Here is a 20,235-nt window from a genome sequence, read left to right as displayed (position 1 = left end):
TAGCGCATGCTTTTATTGCTGTAAACCTGTGGTTTTAAAGAATAAACCTATATCGCACGATTTAATTAAATTGATTATTTCACACGAAAAACTATAATCTTACTATACGTTCAATTATGGAACTCAAACATGTTCACACTAACAGCAAATGATGCTAAACGAAATTTTGGTGAGTTACTTCTAAATGCTCAACGCGAACCAGTTAAAATCAGCAAAAACAGCAAAGATACCGTGGTCGTAATGTCGATTAGAGATTATGAAGAGATTGAAGCTATGAAGGCTGAATACCTTAAACACTGCTTCGAATCTGCTAAGCAAGACTTAGCTAAAGGAAATGTTCTTGACGGTCAAAGCTTTTTAAATGCGCTATAACGATCGGTATGCATAAGAAACAATACAAACTGAGCAATTTAGCTCAGGAGCATTTACGTAAAGTAAAAAGTTACACGATTGAAAACTTTTCCGAATTACAATGGCGAAATTATAAAGAAACGCTCTTAACTGGATTCCAGATGCTAGCTGATAATCCAGGGGTGGGGAGAAGTTGCAATGGAATATACCCCCACGGATTCTATTTCCCAGTAGGTAAACATACGGCTTATTTCACCAAAGAAAATGGCTTCATCCTAGTTGTTGCAGTCTTAGGGCAATCACAGCTCCCACAAAAACACTTAAAATAACTGCTAATTTTCAAATTACATGGACACCTGGACAAATCACATGGAAAATTACTTGGTCATCCACCGTAAGTGAACAAAAATAATCGGCATTGCCGATACCCGCTTTGGTGGCAACACCACTGCTTTTCCGCATTTAAAGTTTCAGCACAAAAAGGCTTATTTTAGGGGTGAAACTGGATTCTTTAGAAGCACGGCTTCGCCCAGTTGAACAACCTGACAAGGACGTCAGGTTTGGGTGCCGATCGTCATGGATGTGTGATTGACTAAGTTAAAGTGGTTACATCGGGTGGGCTAGGGTAATAGCCCGTTAGGGCATAAACCCAAAAGCACGGCTTCGCCCAGTTGAACAACCTGACAAGGACGTCAGGTTTGGGTGCCGATCATCATGGATGTGTGATTGACTAAGTTAAAGTGGTTACATCGGGTGGGCTAGGGTAATAGCCCGTTAGGGCATAAACCCAAAAGCACAGCTTCGCCCAGTTGAACAACCTGACAAGGACGTCAGGTTTGGGTGCCGATCATCATGGATGTGTGATTGACTAAGTTAAAGTGGTTACATCGGGTGGGCTAGGGTAATAGCCCGTTAGGGCATAAACCCAAAAGCACAGCTTCGCCCAGTTGAACAGCTCGACACGGACGTCGAGATTGGGTGCCGATCATCATGGAAGTGTGATTGACTAATTTGAAGTGTTTGTAGCGGTTTGAAAATAAGTCATTTTTTGCGGTTAAGAACTTTTTTAGCGAGCGGCATTTTACAAAGTACATCCTTATACTTTGCCCTTCGGGCCACCTTGCAGATGTTCAAAATGGTTCCCGACCATTGTGTCTGGTGACTCTTTTTTGCTGTTGACCATATTTACGGGATAAATATGGAACAGCTTTAGCTGGCCTGAAAGGTAAAGTGCAAGCCGCAGCCGCGCTGGATGCACTTTATAAAAAGAGTCACTGGCTAGAAAGGATTCTAGTCAAAAACCATCAGGCGGACGCCGCGCGGGAAGATGGCGCGAAGCGTGCTTTTAATATTTTACAAAGAGTTAGAGCATGCGCTAACGCTTACTGCCCTCCCGCGCGGCGTCCGCATGGCAGTTTTCACACCAAATCCCTTCGCTGCGACTTACTTTTTGCCTACAGCAGCATAAAGTAAGCACAAATTTTTCTGGAAAAAATTTGAACATCAATAAGATGGCCCGAAGGGTGAAATACAGGACGTATTTCATAAAAAGTGCCGCTCGAGGGCAATGCTCTTCATCCAACTATTTATCCCATTTCGTAGGTCGTGCTGAGCCGTTCCCGACGGCGCACCGCTCAATCGCCTGTCCCGCGCGGCGTCCGCATGGCGATTGACCCACAAAATGGGATAAATAGTTGGCGAGCCTTGAGTCGAGGGTAGAGCAAGTGCTGTAAACAGCACGGAAAGATTAGTTATGCTTTGACTTCGGGGGAGCGTCCATATATGTCTAGTTAAGACATAATAAAATTCTACATGCTTCTCCATTTAACTCAGGTTGATTTTAAAGGAGTATGAATAATTGCCAAGTTTAACAATCGATTAGGTATTTGTTTTTCCACAAAACGGCGATTATACCGATAACAAAACTCATTCAAGTATTCTTGTAAGTAATTACCCGTAACGCCATGAAACGTGCCCAACAAAAACGTTTTCAAATTACCTATCGCGATATGAACCCAAGGCAACCATTCGTCTACCTTTTCACTTGGCGTGACTCTTGGCTCATGTTGCTGTGTTTTATCTATAATATTTAACGCAGGATAAGCATCCGTTCTGACATGCTGATTAGCTAAAAGGTGATGTGATACAAATTCTTTTACTGTTTTAAAATTCACATTTTTAACCGCTTTCATTGCGATAAACCCTGCCTTTTTATGCTTGTTTTCACATGCTATGATAATGGGGGTTTTCCCTTCTGCTCCACGACCACGCTTGCCTTTGTGCTTACCGCCAACAAAGGCATCATCTAACTCTATTGTGCCCGACAATCGGTAGAGGCTATCCCTGTGTCCCATAGCCGCTCTCACTTTCGTTAACATAAGCCGAGCAGTCTTCCAATTCACTTCAATAAGCTTGCTTAGCCTTAACGCTGAAATACTGCCTTTGTCTGAGCCTATAAAATACAGTGCCCAAAACCATTTGAGTAACGGTAGATGACTACCATGAAATAAAGTACCTGACATCACCGATGTTTGCTTATGACAATGGCTGCATTCGGTTAATTCTCGGCAGTGAAGGTCAATCCCATTGTCGTGACCACATTGAGGACACATAAACCCATTAGGCCACTTCATTTCCTTCAGATACTGGAGACAATCTTTATTCGTTCTGAATTGCTGTTGCCACGTTAAAAAACTGGCTTCTGGCGTGTTCATGTTCGAACTCCCTTAAACTGTTTATTTTCATATACAGTTTAGTTCATGCCTGAGCAAAGTGGAGAAGCATGAAATTCTAATTTTAAAATGCAATTTACATCTGAAAACAAGTTTACTTATTTAACCCTGGTATATCTCATGAAATCTAAAACTTGTTGATTAAAAGCAGCTTCTTCAGAAGCAATTTTCGTACGATAAGGTTCAAAACGTTCAATATGATGATCAAACCTATCAAACACATCTTGAAATAATTCGCCTACTGCAGCACAAAATTGATCACCTTCCTCATCAATTTTATATTTTGAATCAACAGCTATATCATATTCATTTTTCGCGCTACCTTTTGTACCTGTAATGACAACACATTTTGCCATCGCCGCTTCCCTAGGAATTCTGTCCTTACCAGGATGATTACCGAAATCCATATAAATCTTTGAAGATTGAAGCAACTCAGATACTTCTTTTGCCGTCATATTTTGAATCGGCACAAACTTATAATTAGGATAAGCATTAGTAAGCTGGTTAGTAACACTAATTCCTTTTTTAGGATTAAAACAGATAATATTTTCTTTCTTAAACATATCAACATCTTGGTTTAAATGTTCATTATTCAAAAAGTCAGAAAGTAAACTTGACTCAATACCATATGTACCTAAAAACTCTTGAGCATAATAACTCTGCACCCACTGCTTATATTTCTTTAACTGATTAATAGTCAATGGTGATGTTCGGAATTTAATTAGTTTTTTAATAGACAATTTAATTTTTGAAAGAAAACTTCCATTTTTATACTCAAAATAATTATCTACAGATAGCCACCAGATGTTGAAATTATTACCAGGTAGCTCTTTAATACAAGCAGTGAAAATTTCAGGTATAACAAATTCAACACTTTTATTTTTTACGTCGTCTATACTGCATATATTCACATTATATTTTAAATAAGCTTTAGGTACCTGAAAAACACTACTGAATGGATAGTATAAAATTTTGGCATCCCCACCATTTTCGTTAATACAATGAACAAATTGATGTAATACCTCTGGACCACCAGTTACAAAGTTTCCAGGACAAATAGCAACTACAATTTTGTTACTCATAGTATTGCCTCAAGCTTTGATAATTTTGTTAATGCAGACCGTATAACTTGATGCATATCATAATATTTATACTCAGCAAGCCTACCGCCAAAAATTACGTTCTCAGATTTGGCTAATTCACGATACTGCTTAAATAACAGCATGTTTTTATCATCATTGATAGGATAATAAGGCTCATTGCCTTCTTTCCACTCAGAAGGATATTCTTCAGTTATAACTGTGTGATTAGTCTTCACTGGGTCAAAGTGTTTATGCTCGATAATACGAGTAAAAGGAATATCACCTTCGGTATAATTTATCACCGCATTACCTTGAAAATTCTCTTTATGTAATGTTTTTGTTCTAAACTCCAAAGATCGGTATTCTAATTTCCCTAACTTATTGTCGAAATACTCATCAAGTGGGCCTGTATAAATTACATTATCGGCTAAGTTCTGATAAAACTCTTTATCTTCAAGGAAATCCACGTTTAAACGAACATCCAAGCCTTCGAGCATTTTTTCAATTAACTTCGTATAACCGCCTATGGGTACACCTTGATAATTATCAGAAAAATAATTATTGTCATACGTAAAGCGAACTGGTAAACGACGAATTATAAACGCGGGAAGATCTTTACAGTCTCTTCCCCATTGTTTTTCGGTATAACCTTTGATCAGTTTCTCGTAGATATCACGGCCAACTAAAGAGATAGCTTGTTCTTCTAAATTCGATGGTTCTATGCCATCCATTTCTTTACGCTGCTCTGATATTTTAGCTTTTGCTTCTTCGGGCGTTTTTGTTCCCCAAAGTTGATAAAACGTATTCATATTAAAAGGAAGATTAAATAAATCACCTTTGTAATTGGCCAGTGGTGAGTTTGTAAAACGATTAAATTCAACAAACGAGTTCACATAATCCCAAATAACTTTATCATTGGTATGAAAAATATGCGCACCATATTTATGGACCTGAATCCCATTATTATTTTCAGTGTAAATATTACCACCGATATGATTTCTTTTTTCTAACACAAGTACTTTCTTGCCTAACTTAGTTAATTCATGCGCACAAACTGAACCAAACAGGCCAGAACCAACGATAACGAAATCATACTTCATAACCTATAAGCCTCTCTTAAATAATGGTATTTTTTTAGTAACTATTCAGGTCGCGCAGATGAAAAGATGTCAGGAAGCCTGCCCTTGAACAATAGTCGCAACGCCTCACTTGCTGAAACATCTTGCTTGCGACAACTGGATATGTAACTGCGAAGCAAACAAAACATATCCGCACCGTTTTGACTTCTGAAACATCCCGATATTTTTTGATGTACTTTTGTCATTCGAATATCGTTTTCCCCTTGATTGTTAGTAAAGGGGACATCTTTTATTTCGATAAATCTAAGCGCATCATTTTCAAATTCTCTGAGCCGTTCAAGCAAGGCGCGCGCTTTGGTTCGTTTTAAACGACCCCGTTGTCCTGCTGGTCGGTCCTCCTCATTTGGTGGCGGACACTCCTTATCACCCTCAAAGAGTATTTCACGGTACTGTTCTCTGGCGACGCGGGCAGACTCTGGCGTTAACTTACCGTCATTATCCTTCACGTCCTGACAAAGCTTGGTCAGCAGTGCACGCATTTCATTGGCCCATTTCTGCTTGTCTTGCTCCCACGCTCTTTCCAATTCTCTCAAATGATGGGCATTGCACAGAGAATGTTCACATAGGATATATTTGTAGTAAGGTTTCCAGTGGTCATGGCACAGAATGCCCGTAAAGCATGGCAGTATCTCGGCCGCATCCATGGCCTCTTTCCCACGTTTATCGTGGGCATGGAAATACGTCCAGGTAAGTGATGAGGCACAATGTAACCAACGCCGCTTGCCGTTAATGTTGACGCCTGTTTCATCAACATGCAGCACGGGTGATGCTCGTAGTGCGGCTTTGATCCGATCCGCGGCACCTGTTTGCTCAATTAAATCTGACGCTTTTTGATTGAAGTTAAACAAGGTTCCCGCACTGATCGGAATATTGAGTTGATCGGAAAAATACTCTTCAATACGTTTATAAGGCAGCAATTGATATTGTGACAGGTAAACCGCGTGCGCTTTAATGCCATCGCCATATTGGATAGCACTGTTAACACCTTGTGGAAACTCAGCTGTGAATTTCTTGCCTGTTTCGTTGAGCAGTATTTGCGCTCTGTATTCGGTGACCATGCGTGATATTTCTATGTCAACCACTTGACGACACTGGACGCCAGCATCACGATACTTCCCAGGAGGCAATAGCGCCCTGTTTACGGGAATATCCTTGACTACATCGGGCTCTTCGAACGGGCTCAGCGTTTTACCCTCCCGCCCTTTCTGGCCGCCGGCCGGATTGTCAGATTTAGTCCTTGAATTCTTCTTTCTATCAAAATCTGTGGAGGGTGGTTTACTGCTGTTTTGGCTATTTAGTCCTAATCGATTAGCAAGCAAAGACACAACCAGCATGATCAATTCAATTGCCGCTCTTAAGGCCGGCGAAATTGATTTATCCTCTGTAAGCAACTTTTTTGTTGAATCGATCACACTGTCGATTTCAATGCCGTCAATCTTCATTGGTTAATAACTAAAGTGATATTAAGGCAAGTCTGACATCCTAGCGGGATCAGTCAATACGATCGCTGGGATCGTCAAAATATATTTTCATGAGGCTGAATAGTTACTTTTTTTATTTAAAACTTCTTTTAGCATCAAGGCTGTAACAATAAACTCTGTAATAACCAAAGAAATAGCAGCGCCTATTGACGAAAACAGATAACAAAGTGGTAACAGAGTAAACAAGCTTACATGCCCCGATAATAAAAGAGACCTAAACTAGACACCCAAAGTAGTAAAGTACTCAATCACAGCCAAATCAACAAGCATTAAGTGATGGGTATGTTCTAATTACCTTGACATATATGGACACTCCCGCGAAGTCAACGTATTAGTGTTCGCTTTTGTGCTGCGAAGCAGTACAAAAGTCCTTCTGTTTTTCTTCTTTACCCCAGCTTTCTCAATTTGAATCAAGGTCTTAAGTTGGCTTAGTTCTGACATATATTCAGGCTCTTAAATTGAAATGGTTTTATCATTTCAGGCCTCTGATGGAGTCCGTGCCGGGTACCGCGTACCTTATCGCCTTAAAATACACCCACACGGATTAATAATCCTTGTCATAGTCTGGCTTTGATGAGGTAGGGTAGACCGTTTTCTTCATCAAATATGACTTAAGCTGGTGAGAGTAAACTAAGTGTTATCCCGAGTCTTGCCTTCCACAACACCCACACAGGCTTTGTGCCTTTGTCCAGTTCGGAATTGAGCAAGGCCGAGATAACGTAAACTGTTGCATGCTATCCGCTCACACCGGTTGGCGTAGCCCTGTAGTGCTCTTGGCGCGTGAGCAATATCCAAATTAAACGGGCAAGGCGATGCGCCATGGCGACTGCCACCTTATTAAACGGTTTGGTGACGCGAAGCTTCGTTGCCCATAATGATAATGGATCTGTTTTTTTAGCTGCACGACTCACAACCGACCTTGCACCGTGTACTAATTGTTTGCGTAAATAACGGTCTCCGCGTTTAATCCATTTAAAAGGGCTTTATGACCACAAGGAAACACCACGCCAAACTCACTTAACAGCCCCTAGCTTGATTGCTCAGAGCGCCTTTATTTTTGATAAGTCGTTCTCGAATACGATGCAAGCATAATATCTCCTGCTGGAACTCGGTTTTCACAGGCACAAAACGAATATAGGGCCGCTGGCTCGCTTCTGTTATAGCAAATGAATCATTCGGATCATTCTTGTTGCCCCGTACAAAAGGCGTGACATGTTGAGCGGGGATAAGCTTCACATTATGACCTAATTTGGTCATTTCTCGCCCCCAGTAATGGGATGAATAACAGGCTTGCATCACCACCATCGTTGGTGCTTGCTGGCGCATAAAATCGAGTAACTCATGACGCTTTAACCGTTTATTAAACTGTGGTTTCATATGCTCATTTACACCACATGCTTGAAATACATTCTTTGCCAAATCAATACCTATTGTTCTAAGCTTCATCTTGGATACTCCCTATGTAAATAGTTGGGTTGAAACTACTATTTTGGCGCATTGACGCCGTAATAGGGAGTGTCCATCTCATCACCCATCGTAAGAGGATAAGAAAAATCGGCTTTACCGATACCCGCTTTGGTGGCACCGCCACTGCTTTTCCGCCTTTAAAGTTTCAACAATAATAGACTTATTTTAAGACTCACCACTGCCATTCATCTCATCCATAAAGGTGAATGAATATATAATTGTAATAAATTTCAATTAACACGGTCTGTTGCAGTGTCTGCTACTAAGTAGTCTGCAGAGACGACGTTTTTAAGAACGTCTGCCTTGTGCTTTTAGCCATAGCTTTAATCAAATCAACTAGCGAATAATCGCTAAATCTTTAGTCTGAAATAATACAAATCAAGGAATTTAAATGAGTGAAAGTATCTCTAACGAACCCATCTCTAATGATATTCGTAACCGATTGCAGTGGTCTTTATTAGCGTTAAGACTGGGGGTATTTGTTGTCATGTTAATGTGGACCATAGACAAGTTCGTTAACCCAAGTCATAGCATCAAAATCTTCGAACATTTTTATGCGATTTCAGGTTTAGGTGAAAACATTGCCTACCTCTTAGGCGCTCTGCAACTTGTTCTGGTTTTTGCCTTCGTCGCCGGTATTAAAAAACGCATCACTTACGGACTTATCTTTTTATTACATGGTGGTTCAACCTTGGCATCATTCCCCCAGTATTTTGATGCTTTTAATAATCTCTTGTTTTTTGCTGCATGGCCAATGTGGGCTGCCTGTTTTGCCTTGTATTTATTGCGTGATGCAGATACTAAATTTACTGTAGGTAAAGCAGCATAAACAGACAAAACAGCCGATTGAGTCAAGATCTCTAATAAATTTTTTTATAGCTTGGGTCTGTATAGCTGCCATTACAGAGTTTTTACTTCTAAAGATTCCAAAGAAAAAAGTCAGACCGAGAATGGCATAATAGAAATATAAGATAGAAAGGGTCATCGAACTAGTGGGGCCATTACACATTTAATCGATGACCAAGCCGATGATTTGATTATCTCTGGACGCAATGCTCATCGGTTCTTTCATGAATTTAGTTGAGCAATTTACAGAGAAAGTTATGCTCTTCTACTACTAGTTTGCGTATTGATAAAGTCCTCCCACACCAACAAACCACAATGTAGAATTTTTAACCAGTTTACCATCTAAGAGTAAGCGGTCTAGCTCCACAAACAGGGCTCGATGTCATAAATTGCACAATCGTGCTATCTTAGTCAGCTAGTTATTTCATTTGGGTGTCTAGTTAATCCCAATAAGAATAGACAATGGGAAAACAATCATGGCACCAAAACCAGCTTTATCAGAACTTCCTATTAAGCTCGCGACAACTGGTTTTTATCGTGGATTCAGCCTCGATGTGACAGTCGTTAGTAAAATCATTATTAGTGCCCTTGTTGTTTGGGCAATCTTTTGGCCAGTCAATGCGGGGAAGATACTCGGGGATTGGAACACGCTTATTTTGGCTAATTTCGCAGCTTGGTACATCTGGGTTGTCGCCCTTTTTGTCATTGTATGTATCGCCTTGGCACTTTGGCCTACAGCGGGTCGGCTGAATCTGGGGCAGCCGGGCGAGAAACCTGAATTTTCGAATTTTTCATGGTTTTCGATGATGTTCAGTGCTGGGATTGGTGTCGGCATGTTGACATGGGCAGTGGCCGAACCCGTTACCCATTTCGCCAATAACCCTGAGGTCATTCAAGGACTAACCACAGGCGGTGCCCAAAACAATGTACGCATGGCATACAAGTGGTCTTTCCTTCACTGGGGATTAGGTGCATGGGCATGCTATGCGATTGCTGGCCTGTCGATGGCGTTCTTTAGCTATCGTCGTGCATTGCCATTGACCATTCGTTCATCACTGACGCCCTTGTTTGGCAAGGCGCTGTCTGGACCCTTGGGGCACTTTATCGATATTGTAGCCGTTGTAGCGACCATTTTAGGTGTGGCACAGACACTTGGGTTTGGTGTAGAACAGTTTGTTGCAGGATTAACACGAATAGGCATTGGCGGTCTGGTAAATCCCGAAGGCGAGGCATCCACTTTTGGTATTATTGTCGCTTTGGTCATGATCATGGGGGCATCGACATTGTCCGCATTGTCGGGAGTGGGCAAAGGCATAAAATGGCTGTCCAATATCAACATGTTTCTGTCGATCATCCTATTGGGATTTTTTATCATCTTTGGCGCAACCTTTTTTGGTGGCTCTGCGATGTTCCTTGGTATTTGGGATTATCTGATCGCACTGCCACAGATGAGCTTTAATGTCTGGACCACAGATGGCGTTCAAGGATCAGAGGCATTCTTACTGACACAGTGGCAGGGCTGGTGGCCAGTGTTTTACTGGGCATGGTGGATCGCATTTGCACCTTTTGTAGGATTGTTCCTGGCGCGTATATCCCGTGGGCGATCGATCCGTGAATTTGTGCTTGGAGCGATGTTTGTGCCATCACTGATGTGTTTTGTTTGGTTCGCTTGGGCCGGCGGAACTGCCATCGATCTGGAATTAAATGGTGGCGCCAACGGTGTGATCTTTAATGCGGCCAATGCTGACAAAATTTTTGCCATGACAGAATTCATGCTAGCGCCAATCGGTGAATGGTTAGCATGGGGTATGGCCCTATTGATTGTTGTCCTACTGATGACGTTTCTTGTCACATCAGCTGATTCAGCGGTGTTGATCGTGAACACCATCAACGCGGGTGGCGACGAAGGTCCCAAAGCTCGGCCACATATCCTGTTCTGGGGTGCAGCCCTTGGGCTTGTGGTAGCGGGTCTGCTGATATCTGGCGGTACGGGGGCCATTAAGACGGCCATGGTAATTGGCGCGCTACCGTTTTCGATTGTGATGGTTTTAATGTGTTTTGCACTGGTCTTCGCTATATACAGCGATGGCCGGCGCGAGGCGGCTGGCGTTCAGACCACATATTCTAGCAAAAACACGCTGTCTGCTGAATAACCTACTGTCATGAAAAAAAGGTTTCTGTGTTTGCTCAGGCTCAAATATTGAGCGGAGCACGCGCCTAACATTTATCACTTTTAGATGTGGTTACTTAATGACAACAGAGCTCCCATTACCTGATGTATTGACAGTAAATTCTTTGGTTAACTTTTCAATTAACCCCAATCCTCTTCCCGAAAGAGCAGGGTTTTCTTTAGATACGATTAACGGTTGGTAACCTTTGCCACTATCTTTAATATCAAACTGCATTTCACCAGATTTATTCGAGTATTTTAGATCAATTGAAAGCTTATCTTGTTGCGATAAATCACCAAGAGCTAACTCACGTTTTTCCAGATACTCCGCAAATCCACTGTAATCATTTTTTAACGATGATTCTAATGAAAGCACCCCATGGTCAAGAGCATTGTTGACTAACTCAGCAAAAACAGTAAAAGCTTTCTTGCGCAATGAGGCATCGACTTGGCAGTGACTCAATACTGAATCTATTACAGACAAAATGTCTACTTGCGCTAATAAGCTCCCATTTAAATCCAGAGAGAAATTCAAGTCCCCTACTTGAGCATTTTGCTTACTGGCATCGACCGTCTCCGAAGACTCTCTCAACATATCAAAATTAATACAGCTAATCGAAACATCATCAGTAACTGTTTGTTTACCTGTGTGCTGTTCAAACGCTTTAACTAATGAGTTAACCAAGTCGGTAGGTACCTGACACTGATTGATAACTTGCTCAAGGCTTTGCTTGCCAAACAATGTTTTTTCCGCCGATTCCTGCTCGATCAATCCGTCGCTATATAGCAATAAAAAGAGCCCAGCATCAGCTTTGATTGTGTCAATGCTGGGGGAAAAATCCTGTGCATCTAAAATACCCAGCGGCATTGACTTGGATTTAATGTATTGCAATATATTGCAATCGGAATCGAGTAATATTGCTTCTGGCATGCCAGCATTAAAAATGGAAATTTCATTGCTATGGGCATTAAACTCTACGCCTATACCGGCAATAAATCGATCATCAGGGATCTCATTGTATAGCTTGGTATTAATTTCGTGAATAAGATGGCTTAGTGACAATCCTTTTTTGACCATAGCGCGGATAGCCGACACTAAGGGTAAAACACTGATTGCCGCCGCCAAACTGTTACCTGTTGCATCCACTAATGTGAGTATTTTGTTTCCATTAGGCGCAGCTGCCGATACAAAAAAGTCACCGTTAAACATGTTGGATGCCTGCATATGGCACTGCACAGCTCGTTCGACTTTATCGTTTAGCTGTGCTAAATGTTTATACACATGCCTTACCAAGTTTTCTTCCCTACGTTTTCCGTCTAGTAAAAATTCGAGTTGTTTATTTTGGCTTTGAAGCTGTTGCTCCAAAATATGAGAATTGTAGCAACGTTGTATTTTTAGCCACACCAATTTTAGATTCACAGGTTTGAGCACATAATCAGATACGCCAGCTTCAAAGCAGGCTTGCATATATTCTTGGTCATCATTGCCGGTCACCATGATCATAGGCACTGTGTATTCTAGTGCATTGATAACTGGAACCAGCTCTGAACCAGAACCATCGGGTAAATAACTGTCAATCAAAATAAAATCGTATGTTTTCTGACTAAGCTTTTTTAGCGCTTGTTCAAGCGTTACGGCTGACTCACTAAGAACACAGAGGCCTTGCAGAAAATAACTTATCATTTGAAAAAAAATAGTGTCGTCATCAACCACAAGTATTTTTTTATTTACTAAAGCGTTTGGGTTCATATTTAGTCTTGGATCTCAAATATCTTTTTGAAATTAGCAATCAGTAAAATATCTTTTGCATTATCCTTGGCCCCTCGAATGATGATGTGAATTGATTTTGCTTTGGCTTTTTTTTTCATTAAAACCAGCATACCTAGCGCCGAACTATCCAGATAGGATGTTCTTGAAAAGTCTAAAATCACGGTTTTAATTTGCTCGTCCTGAATGAGTCGATTTGATTGCTCGGTAAAGGATTTATGCTGACTAAAGTCAAATCTTTCAGGGATAGCAATAGTATAGGAGTCGGACATAGTTTGGCCTTAAATATTGTTAAAACAGTTCGATGTCACCAGAGTCCATGCTAGACGCAGACACTGGGTTATGGGAATGGAGTCTTTTTTCACGAACATCTTGTAAATAATGTGTAATCTCAGAGATTAAATTGTCTATATTTTTATCGTCAATAGATTTTAAAAGTTCATTCACAAACCCCAATGTATCCTTGGCATATAATAGATGTTGACCATTAATATCTCCAAACTGCAAACCTCGGATAGCTTTTGAAAGCGCTTCTTCTAGTTGCTGTGATAGCTGATCTAGGCCTTGGGTTATATTTGCATCGGATTCAGCTTTTTTAATGATGCTGTCTAGGGCGATATGGATATCTTTCTTGGCTTTAATCACATAACTCACATCATAAGAGGCAAGTACCCCCACTTGTGCTGTAAGCGCAGAGATACGCTCGCTAATACTCTTCAGTTGTTTTTGAACCTCATCGCTAAATTTAGCTGAACGAGAAGATAATTTGCGAACTTCGTCTGCTACAACCGCAAAACCACGGCCATGCTCACCGGCTCGGGCCGCTTCTATTGCTGCATTCAGTGCTAAAAGATTAGTTTGAGACGAAATGCCATCAATGTCTTGCAACGTTTTTAATACTTTAGGGACGTCTGAATGTATTTCATTAACGCTCTCAAGAAGCTCCATAGAAGAGGCCGACATCTCAACGGTAGACTTAATAAATTGATCTAATATGCCTTCAGTACTATGAGCAAACGCCCGCATACTGTCACTGTAGAGTACTTCACTGTCTGTCCCTTCAACGCTTGACTCTATTCTGATAAGACTGCTGATGTTAGTGCTTTGCTGATCAATAAATCCCTGCAACTCTATAAAGGCCATAGATAAAGTCATGACTGCATCTTCCTGAGTAGAATAGATGTCCTGGATACTCTGCTTGGTTTCATCAAGTGTTGGGGCAACTTCATGCATCAAGGTATTTAATTTTAACTTAAAATCAGCGGCAGCCAACTCATGATCAATCACATCTAAAGAATCATCATTCGAAGAGGCAGATGTCTTCTCATTTTGAAAAACAAACCAGGCAGACAAACAAATCATGACCAAACACGCAAATAATCCTTGCTGTTGAAAAACGAGCATCAGAGACACTAAGGAGACGATAGTCAGAACAATCCAATTTTTTAGTAACACATTTCACCTAATGAAAAACGATGCAGACTTGCAGACTAATGACAAGCAGGTTGCTATTAGTAAGTAATCACATAAAACTATTTGGATTTAAAATATCGGAGTCTCGCACTAATAGTAATAGGTATTTATACCCATATTTGAATTAAAGATTACACCAACAATTCTCAGGAAAAGGTGTCGACTTATTTGAAGGTAGGGCCAGCAGCGGCAAATAGTGGGTTTATCTCCTAGATAAATTCATAAATATTTTCAACGACTACCCGGTATATTTCTTAACGAAAAATTCAACACTTAAAATTCTGCATCAACTTTAAAGGTCATGACTTCTTTGCTAACAGGATGGGTAATTTCTAAACTTTGCGCATGCAAATGTAAGCGTCTACCACGTGTTCCATACAAATCATCACCCACTATAGGCATGTTCAAACCCTCAGCATGAGCGCAATGCACTCTTAGTTGATGGGTCCGGCCAGTGTGTGGTGTAAGCAGCACTCTGGTTTGATTTTTCTCTGGATAACGTTCAAGTACCTGCCACAAGGTGTGAGCTGGTTTTCCATCTTGCTCACAAACAATTTGTTTCGGCCGATCGTAAAAATCACCTCTTAAAGGTAACTTTATCTCACCTTTATCCTGTAGCGGCAACCCTTCTATTAACGCCACATATTGTTTGTGCACTTCTCGATGAATAAATTGTTTTTGCAGATATTTATTGGCCTGAGCGTTAAGTGTTACCACCATCAAGCCCGAGGTAGACATATCCAGCCGATGCACAATGAGTGGCCCAGTCGCGTCAGAGTATTGCTGTTTTATTCGCTGATAGACCGAATCGGATATTTCTTTTCCAGGCACTGATAAAAACTCAGTGGGTTTGTTCACTATCAAGATGTCTTCGTCTTGGTAGATGATGTCTAAAAGTTTACTTTCTCCGTAATTAAAAATTAATAGGTTTTCATCCAACTGCATACCGGCCAACATATGTTTTAAAATGGGCTGACATTTACCTGTGCAGGCGGGGTAGTACTGCTGATGTTTTTTCACTTCTGATTTGGGCGAAACTCCCCACCAAAATTCGGCCATTGCTAGGGGTGTTAGTTGATGTTTGAAGGCGTATTGTAACAGCTTGGGCACCGCACATTCTCCTGCCCCGGCCGGTGGGGTTTTAAGTGCTGTCTCAGCAAAAATATCCAGCAGACTTTTAGGCTCGCGTTGTTTATTCAGAAACTGGTATTGGCTGAATATTCTATTTTGTAAACCCGCAGAAAGGGTTTTTCGTTGTAACTTTAATTCTGCAATTTGGTCAGTGAATTCGTTTACTTTTCCCTGTAGTTGCCAGATTGATTGTTGCGAATGTTCGCTTAATTCTTTGAGTCGCCATTTATCATGCACACTTTGCTGAGCTAGCTCTTGTAGACCTTTCTCTGTGACAGTTTTATCTTGGTTTTTATCGCTAATACTCTGCAGAGTCTGTCGCTGTTTTTTACGGGTTTTACGGTTTTCTACTAGTTCACTCCTGAGCGCAGATAACTGCTGGGCATGTTCTGCTTCTAATGTGATTAACTGTTGTGTTAACACTAAAAATTTTGGTGTGTTTGCTAGCTCCTTTATCTCTTCATTTAGTTTATTTATAGCCACTTTGTCTGCCAAAAAGAAACTGTCTTCGGCCAATAAATCAAATACTGGTGGCACAAAACCATGAATATGATTCTGCTCGGCTAACTTACCTGAAAAAGCAGCTATAAAACCTAGTTCTCCTTGCACATTTTTAACCAACAACACACCAAACATTTTACCAATGATATTAGTGGGATCATCAAACAAACCAAAGTTGTGTTGCCATTGAGTTTGGGTCTCAAGGTGGCGCTGTAAATGTTCTACTGCCAAGACACACAAAGGGTGTGGCTGGTAATAGAATGGAAATGTAAATCGCTCGGGTAAGTCATATTTTTCAATAGACTCAGTAAAACGAGTAAAACACGGATCTTCAATTTGCATGTCAGTTAACCTAGAACTTGTTGGATAGAGTTTTTGACTTTCTTAGCTTTCTTAACTTGCAAAGCCAAAACATCACACCCCAGTCAAAGCAAAGTCTATTGCGTCTACAACGATATTTCTTAAGGATTTTATCGTGCCAATGGGATCTTTTAATAAATGGGAAGGCATAGAAGTAAGTTGTGGTGTCAGGAGTAAATAAATTTGGCCTTCATATTCAATGTCTGGTGTCAGTTTTGCCAAAGTTTGATGTTGTAAATATTTTTGATTGGTAAGTGGAATGACCAAGCGAGTTGATAATCCCTCAATTATTGGATTCTGAACATCGACGATTAAAGGATATGCCTGCCTACCCTTTTTGCTTGGATTAGCATACACATCAAACTGCGCCATTAAAAATCTCGATAATCATCGCTAAAACAACCATTTTCTTCAACAAATTGATTGTATACAGCAATAGCCTGCACATGTTCTTTTTGCCATTTGTCTGCCTCAACTGCTTTAAGTTTGTCCTGTAACGCTTGCTCTAGCGTGGCAGACAAATTAATATTTAACGCTCTGGTTTTTAGTAATAAGTCACTATTGAGACTTAAATTAGTGGCTTTTTTAGGTGCATTAACATCGTAAATAGCGCTCATTCTAAATCACTCACATTATTCTCCATTACTTATTATGCGCATAGCGATACGCACTGTAAAGTATATACTCCAATAATATTACTGGTAAATATGAGGCAGCCTATGCACATAAAACACATTGAGAAAACGTCTTTAGGTTTTTTCCCTACCCCACTGGTTGAACTATCAAGATTAAGTCACTTTCTAGGTGGCCCCAAGATATTCATGAAAAGAGATGATCTCACAGGTCTGGCTTTAGGTGGAAATAAAACAAGAAAGCTGGAATACATATTGGCTGACGCATTAAAGCAAGGCTGCGATACCGTCATTACAGCGGGTGCTGCTCAATCTAACCATTGCCGTCAAACTGCCGCAGCGGCTGCTAAACTAAACATGGCATGTCATTTGTTACTCGGCGGGGAAGCACCACCTAAAGCCCAAGGAAATTTGTTATTAGATCATATTTTCGATTGTCACATTCATTGGACAGGAACGAATCGAAAAGGGGAAGATATAGCCCGCATATTTTCACAACTCAAAGCTGCGGGTAAAAAACCATACCTAGTGCCATATGGAGGTTCTAATGAGTTGGGAGCTGTGTCCTTTATTGATGCTATTGCAGAGTTGCAAGAGCAAAAAAAAGGACGTGAATTTTCTCATGTGGTGTTTGCTTCAAGCTCGGGAGGTACCCATGCGGGCTTAATTCTAGGTAAACACATTTACAACAAAGCGTTTGAATTAGTGGGTATCAACATAGACAAAGAAACCAATGCTGCCCTGCCATTTGAGCAACTTATTACACAGCTTGTTAATAACACCGCAAAACTCATAGGCCTTGATTATAGCTTCTCAAAAGATGACCTAATTTTAAATTCAGATTATGTGGGTGATGGTTATGGTGTTCTTGGACCACAAGAGAATGAGGCCATTGCATTAACCGCCAAACTTGAAGGGATATTATTAGATCCTGTTTATACTGGAAGAGCCATGGCCGGGCTAATTCATCTGATTCGTTCAGGCAAGATAGGAAAAAGTGACGAGGTCCTTTTTTGGCATACCGGTGGCGCGCCCTCCTTGTTCGCCTATGCAGATGCTTTGGATTTTTCTGTATCCGATACCGAAATATAAATTGGCTCTCATACTCCTTAGATAATCCAGATATCCGCCCCAGAGCAACTTTTAACGGTTGTCACTCTGGTTCTTTGCTTTAACATTATCTTTTTGTTTTAGCTAATATATTTAAAGGTAATACCGGATGCAAAAACCGCCAAAGGGACATTTTTTAGGGTTAACACCCATACTACTATTTATGCTCTTAGTGATTGGTAGCGGTGTGTTAACACAAAACTTTTCGACCATGCCTATTCTGGTTGCTTTTGCGATATCAGCAGGCTTTGCCTTGTTGCTTAACAACACCACATCAAGCTTATCTATTGCTGAAAAAGTCGATATTTTTTGTCGGGGTGGTGGCGATAAAACCATTATTTTACTGGCGATAATCTTTTTACTGGCCGGGGCTTTTTATGCGGTCACCATCGACATAGGCGCCCGTGATGCCACAGTCAATTGGGCACTCAATTATGTGCCTACTGCTTATTTATTACCCGGATTGTTTGTAATTACCAGTTTTATTGCCTTCGCCATGGGTACCTCTATGGGCACGATCACCGCCATTACACCTATTGGTATTGGCCTAGCCGAAAGCCTTGGTGTACCCATTCCTCTTGCTGTGGGCATAGTCATTGGTGGTGCGATGTTTGGTGATAACTTATCTTTTATTTCTGACACCACCATTGCTGCCACTCGTACTCAAGGGGTGCAACTTAGAGATAAATTCAAAGCAAATTTAATTATTGTATTACCTGCGGCATGCTTAACTGCTCTGCTACTGATGTTTGTAGATATTGATGGCAGCGCAGTGATCACATCTAACGATTACGATGGTTGGCTAATATTGCCTTATCTGTTGATCATTGGCTGCGCACTATCCGGAGTCAACGTCATAGGCGTGTTAGGCATAGGTATTGGCAGCGCGTGTATCATTGGCCTAACAAAAGGGTTATTTACCTTGCCATCAATGTTGCAAAGCATACAAAAAGGCATGGGATGGATGCAAGATATGGTCGCCATTGCGCTAATGATTGGTGGCATAGTGGCATTAATGAAAGCCTATGGTGGCATGCAGTGGTTAGTCAGCAACATCACCAAACGCATCACCACTAAAAAAGGGGCTGAATACGGTACTGCAGTCTTGGTCAGCGCATTAGATATAGCCACGGCCAACAACACAATTGCGATAGTCTCAACTGGCCCTATCGCCAAAGATCTAGGTGAACAATATGATTTAGATCCAAGGCGCACGGCGAGCTTACTAGATATTTTCTCTTGTGGATTTCAAGGTCTAGTCCCCTATGGCGGGCAACTATTAGTTGCCGCTAGTCTTGCAGGTTTATCACCTTTGGCGCTAACACCTTATTGCTGGTATCCGATGTTGATATTAGTCTTTGGTATCATCGCGATCGCCACAGGGTTGCCGAAATTTAAAGACAAATCAAAGGATGATTTTAGCTGACCTTACACAATGCCTGAGCAGAAATGGGCTCTAGTTCCTGCAAAATATCATATAACCCAGTTTCATCTACAGTCACCACTTTTTCTTGAGCCTGCATACGTGATTGAGTATTGATGCTGCAGTTTGCGATTACATCTGCATCAATTCTATCTGATTGGTTGTATTGAGATAAAGGTTCAGGATGTAAAGCCAACCAAAGCTGAGCAGAAAGAAGTTTCCCTGTGTGTATCAACTGACTGGTCTGTTGGCAGGTTTGCCAGGATGAATCATTGGCACTTAACGGACTGGCGCGATAATGATGGAAGTCAGGATTAATCTCTGCACTGACCTCAGCACTTTGATTTATCTGTTTTGAGGCTTCGATGTGGGGTCGATGGATGTATGCTTGTTCGAGCATCGCCATCATTAACGTAAATTTCGCCCCTTCACTCGCGGCACGATTAATCGTACCGTTTAGCTCATTGTCACTTGATATTAACGCTTCGGTACTCGCATTATGATCAGATTGACTTGTATTGACCGAGTCGAGCAAAAGGTTATCGCTGCAAAAAGAAAGAGATACTTTA

Annotated in this window: 17 protein-coding genes and 1 pseudogene; 6 read left to right on the top strand and 12 right to left on the bottom strand. The window is 41.0% G+C overall.

What is annotated here, in order from left to right; genetic code table 11:
- Window positions 1-129: 129 nt before the first annotated feature.
- Together CXF95_RS27440 and CXF95_RS27435 are read left to right on the top strand one after the other, a co-directional pair.
- Window positions 130-372 carry a type II toxin-antitoxin system Phd/YefM family antitoxin gene (locus CXF95_RS27440; protein WP_101201581.1) on the top strand — a complete coding sequence of 81 codons (243 nt, stop codon included), beginning with the start codon at window positions 130-132 and terminating at the stop codon, window positions 370-372.
- A gap of 8 nt (window positions 373-380) precedes the next feature.
- Entirely contained in the window at window positions 381-680 is a 300-nt protein-coding gene (locus tag CXF95_RS27435) for a type II toxin-antitoxin system RelE/ParE family toxin (RefSeq protein ID WP_101201580.1), read from the top strand.
- A gap of 1,500 nt (window positions 681-2,180) precedes the next feature.
- Here the strand turns inward: CXF95_RS27435 and CXF95_RS27430 are convergent.
- The 5 genes and pseudogenes from CXF95_RS27430 to CXF95_RS27410 all read right to left on the bottom strand — a co-directional run bounded on the left by CXF95_RS27430 (window position 2,181) and on the right by CXF95_RS27410 (window position 8,231).
- The gene (locus CXF95_RS27430) at window positions 2,181-3,065 is read right to left on the bottom strand and encodes an IS1595 family transposase (protein WP_101197018.1); all 885 of its coding nucleotides are present in this window, start codon (window positions 3,063-3,065) and stop codon (window positions 2,181-2,183) included.
- Window positions 3,066-3,181: 116 nt separating this feature from the next.
- Entirely contained in the window at window positions 3,182-4,165 is a 984-nt protein-coding gene (locus CXF95_RS27425) for a hypothetical protein (RefSeq protein WP_101201579.1), read from the bottom strand.
- Window positions 4,162-5,265, bottom strand: coding sequence for a UDP-galactopyranose mutase (gene glf / locus CXF95_RS27420; protein WP_101201578.1), 1,104 nt, complete (start codon window positions 5,263-5,265; stop codon window positions 4,162-4,164). Before glf ends, CXF95_RS27425 begins: the two co-directional genes overlap by 4 nt.
- A gap of 41 nt (window positions 5,266-5,306) precedes the next feature.
- Window positions 5,307-6,746, bottom strand: coding sequence for an IS66 family transposase (locus CXF95_RS27415; RefSeq protein ID WP_101197042.1), 1,440 nt, complete (start codon window positions 6,744-6,746; stop codon window positions 5,307-5,309).
- A gap of 773 nt (window positions 6,747-7,519) precedes the next feature.
- A pseudogene (locus tag CXF95_RS27410) lies at window positions 7,520-8,231 on the bottom strand (IS110 family transposase).
- Between the two features lie 412 nt (window positions 8,232-8,643).
- Between CXF95_RS27410 and CXF95_RS27405 the strand changes: the two are divergent.
- Together CXF95_RS27405 and CXF95_RS27400 are read left to right on the top strand one after the other, a co-directional pair.
- Complete coding sequence (locus tag CXF95_RS27405; RefSeq protein ID WP_101201577.1) at window positions 8,644-9,081, top strand: hypothetical protein; 438 nt, start codon at window positions 8,644-8,646, stop codon at window positions 9,079-9,081.
- A gap of 493 nt (window positions 9,082-9,574) precedes the next feature.
- A complete protein-coding gene (locus CXF95_RS27400) occupies window positions 9,575-11,251 on the top strand; it encodes a BCCT family transporter (protein ID WP_232788077.1) in 1,677 nt (558 codons plus the stop codon).
- A 90-nt stretch (window positions 11,252-11,341) separates the two neighbouring features.
- Here the strand turns inward: CXF95_RS27400 and CXF95_RS27395 are convergent, their stop codons facing one another.
- The 6 genes from CXF95_RS27395 to CXF95_RS27370 all read right to left on the bottom strand — a co-directional run bounded on the left by CXF95_RS27395 (window position 11,342) and on the right by CXF95_RS27370 (window position 17,118).
- The gene (locus CXF95_RS27395; protein WP_101201576.1) at window positions 11,342-13,018 is read right to left on the bottom strand and encodes a SpoIIE family protein phosphatase; all 1,677 of its coding nucleotides are present in this window, start codon (window positions 13,016-13,018) and stop codon (window positions 11,342-11,344) included.
- A gap of 2 nt (window positions 13,019-13,020) precedes the next feature.
- Window positions 13,021-13,308 (bottom strand): STAS domain-containing protein, encoded by a 288-nt coding sequence (locus tag CXF95_RS27390; RefSeq protein WP_101201575.1) that lies wholly within the window; start codon window positions 13,306-13,308, stop codon window positions 13,021-13,023.
- 19 nt (window positions 13,309-13,327) lie between these two features.
- On the bottom strand, window positions 13,328-14,491 hold the full coding sequence (locus tag CXF95_RS27385) for a methyl-accepting chemotaxis protein (protein WP_232788076.1): 1,164 nt from the start codon (window positions 14,489-14,491) through the stop codon (window positions 13,328-13,330).
- A 291-nt stretch (window positions 14,492-14,782) separates the two neighbouring features.
- A complete protein-coding gene (locus CXF95_RS27380) occupies window positions 14,783-16,483 on the bottom strand; it encodes an RluA family pseudouridine synthase (protein WP_101201574.1) in 1,701 nt (566 codons plus the stop codon).
- A 72-nt stretch (window positions 16,484-16,555) separates the two neighbouring features.
- On the bottom strand, window positions 16,556-16,873 hold the full coding sequence (locus CXF95_RS27375) for a CcdB family protein (RefSeq protein WP_101201573.1): 318 nt from the start codon (window positions 16,871-16,873) through the stop codon (window positions 16,556-16,558).
- Entirely contained in the window at window positions 16,873-17,118 is a 246-nt protein-coding gene (locus CXF95_RS27370) for a type II toxin-antitoxin system CcdA family antitoxin (RefSeq protein ID WP_101201572.1), read from the bottom strand. Before CXF95_RS27370 ends, CXF95_RS27375 begins: the two co-directional genes overlap by 1 nt.
- A 102-nt stretch (window positions 17,119-17,220) precedes the next feature.
- On the opposite strand from CXF95_RS27370, the gene CXF95_RS27365 reads away from it, so the two are divergent.
- Window positions 17,221-18,225, top strand: a complete 1,005-nt coding sequence (locus tag CXF95_RS27365) for a D-cysteine desulfhydrase family protein (RefSeq protein WP_101201571.1) — start codon at window positions 17,221-17,223, stop codon at window positions 18,223-18,225.
- Window positions 18,226-18,352: 127 nt separating this feature from the next.
- Window positions 18,353-19,669 (top strand): Na+/H+ antiporter NhaC family protein, encoded by a 1,317-nt coding sequence (locus CXF95_RS27360; protein ID WP_101201570.1) that lies wholly within the window; start codon window positions 18,353-18,355, stop codon window positions 19,667-19,669.
- Here CXF95_RS27360 and CXF95_RS27355 read toward each other — a convergent pair.
- On the bottom strand, window positions 19,662-20,201 hold the full coding sequence (locus CXF95_RS27355; RefSeq protein ID WP_101201569.1) for a VC2046/SO_2500 family protein: 540 nt from the start codon (window positions 20,199-20,201) through the stop codon (window positions 19,662-19,664). The genes CXF95_RS27360 and CXF95_RS27355 overlap by 8 nt on opposite strands.
- Window positions 20,202-20,235 lie beyond the last annotated feature (34 nt).

Origin of the sequence: Paraglaciecola sp. MB-3u-78, from assembly GCF_002835935.1 — a bacterium.
Lineage (GTDB): Bacteria > Pseudomonadota > Gammaproteobacteria > Enterobacterales > Alteromonadaceae > Paraglaciecola.
The sequence above is the reverse complement of the archived record's forward strand: the minus strand, read 5'-3'. Positions and strand labels throughout refer to the sequence as shown.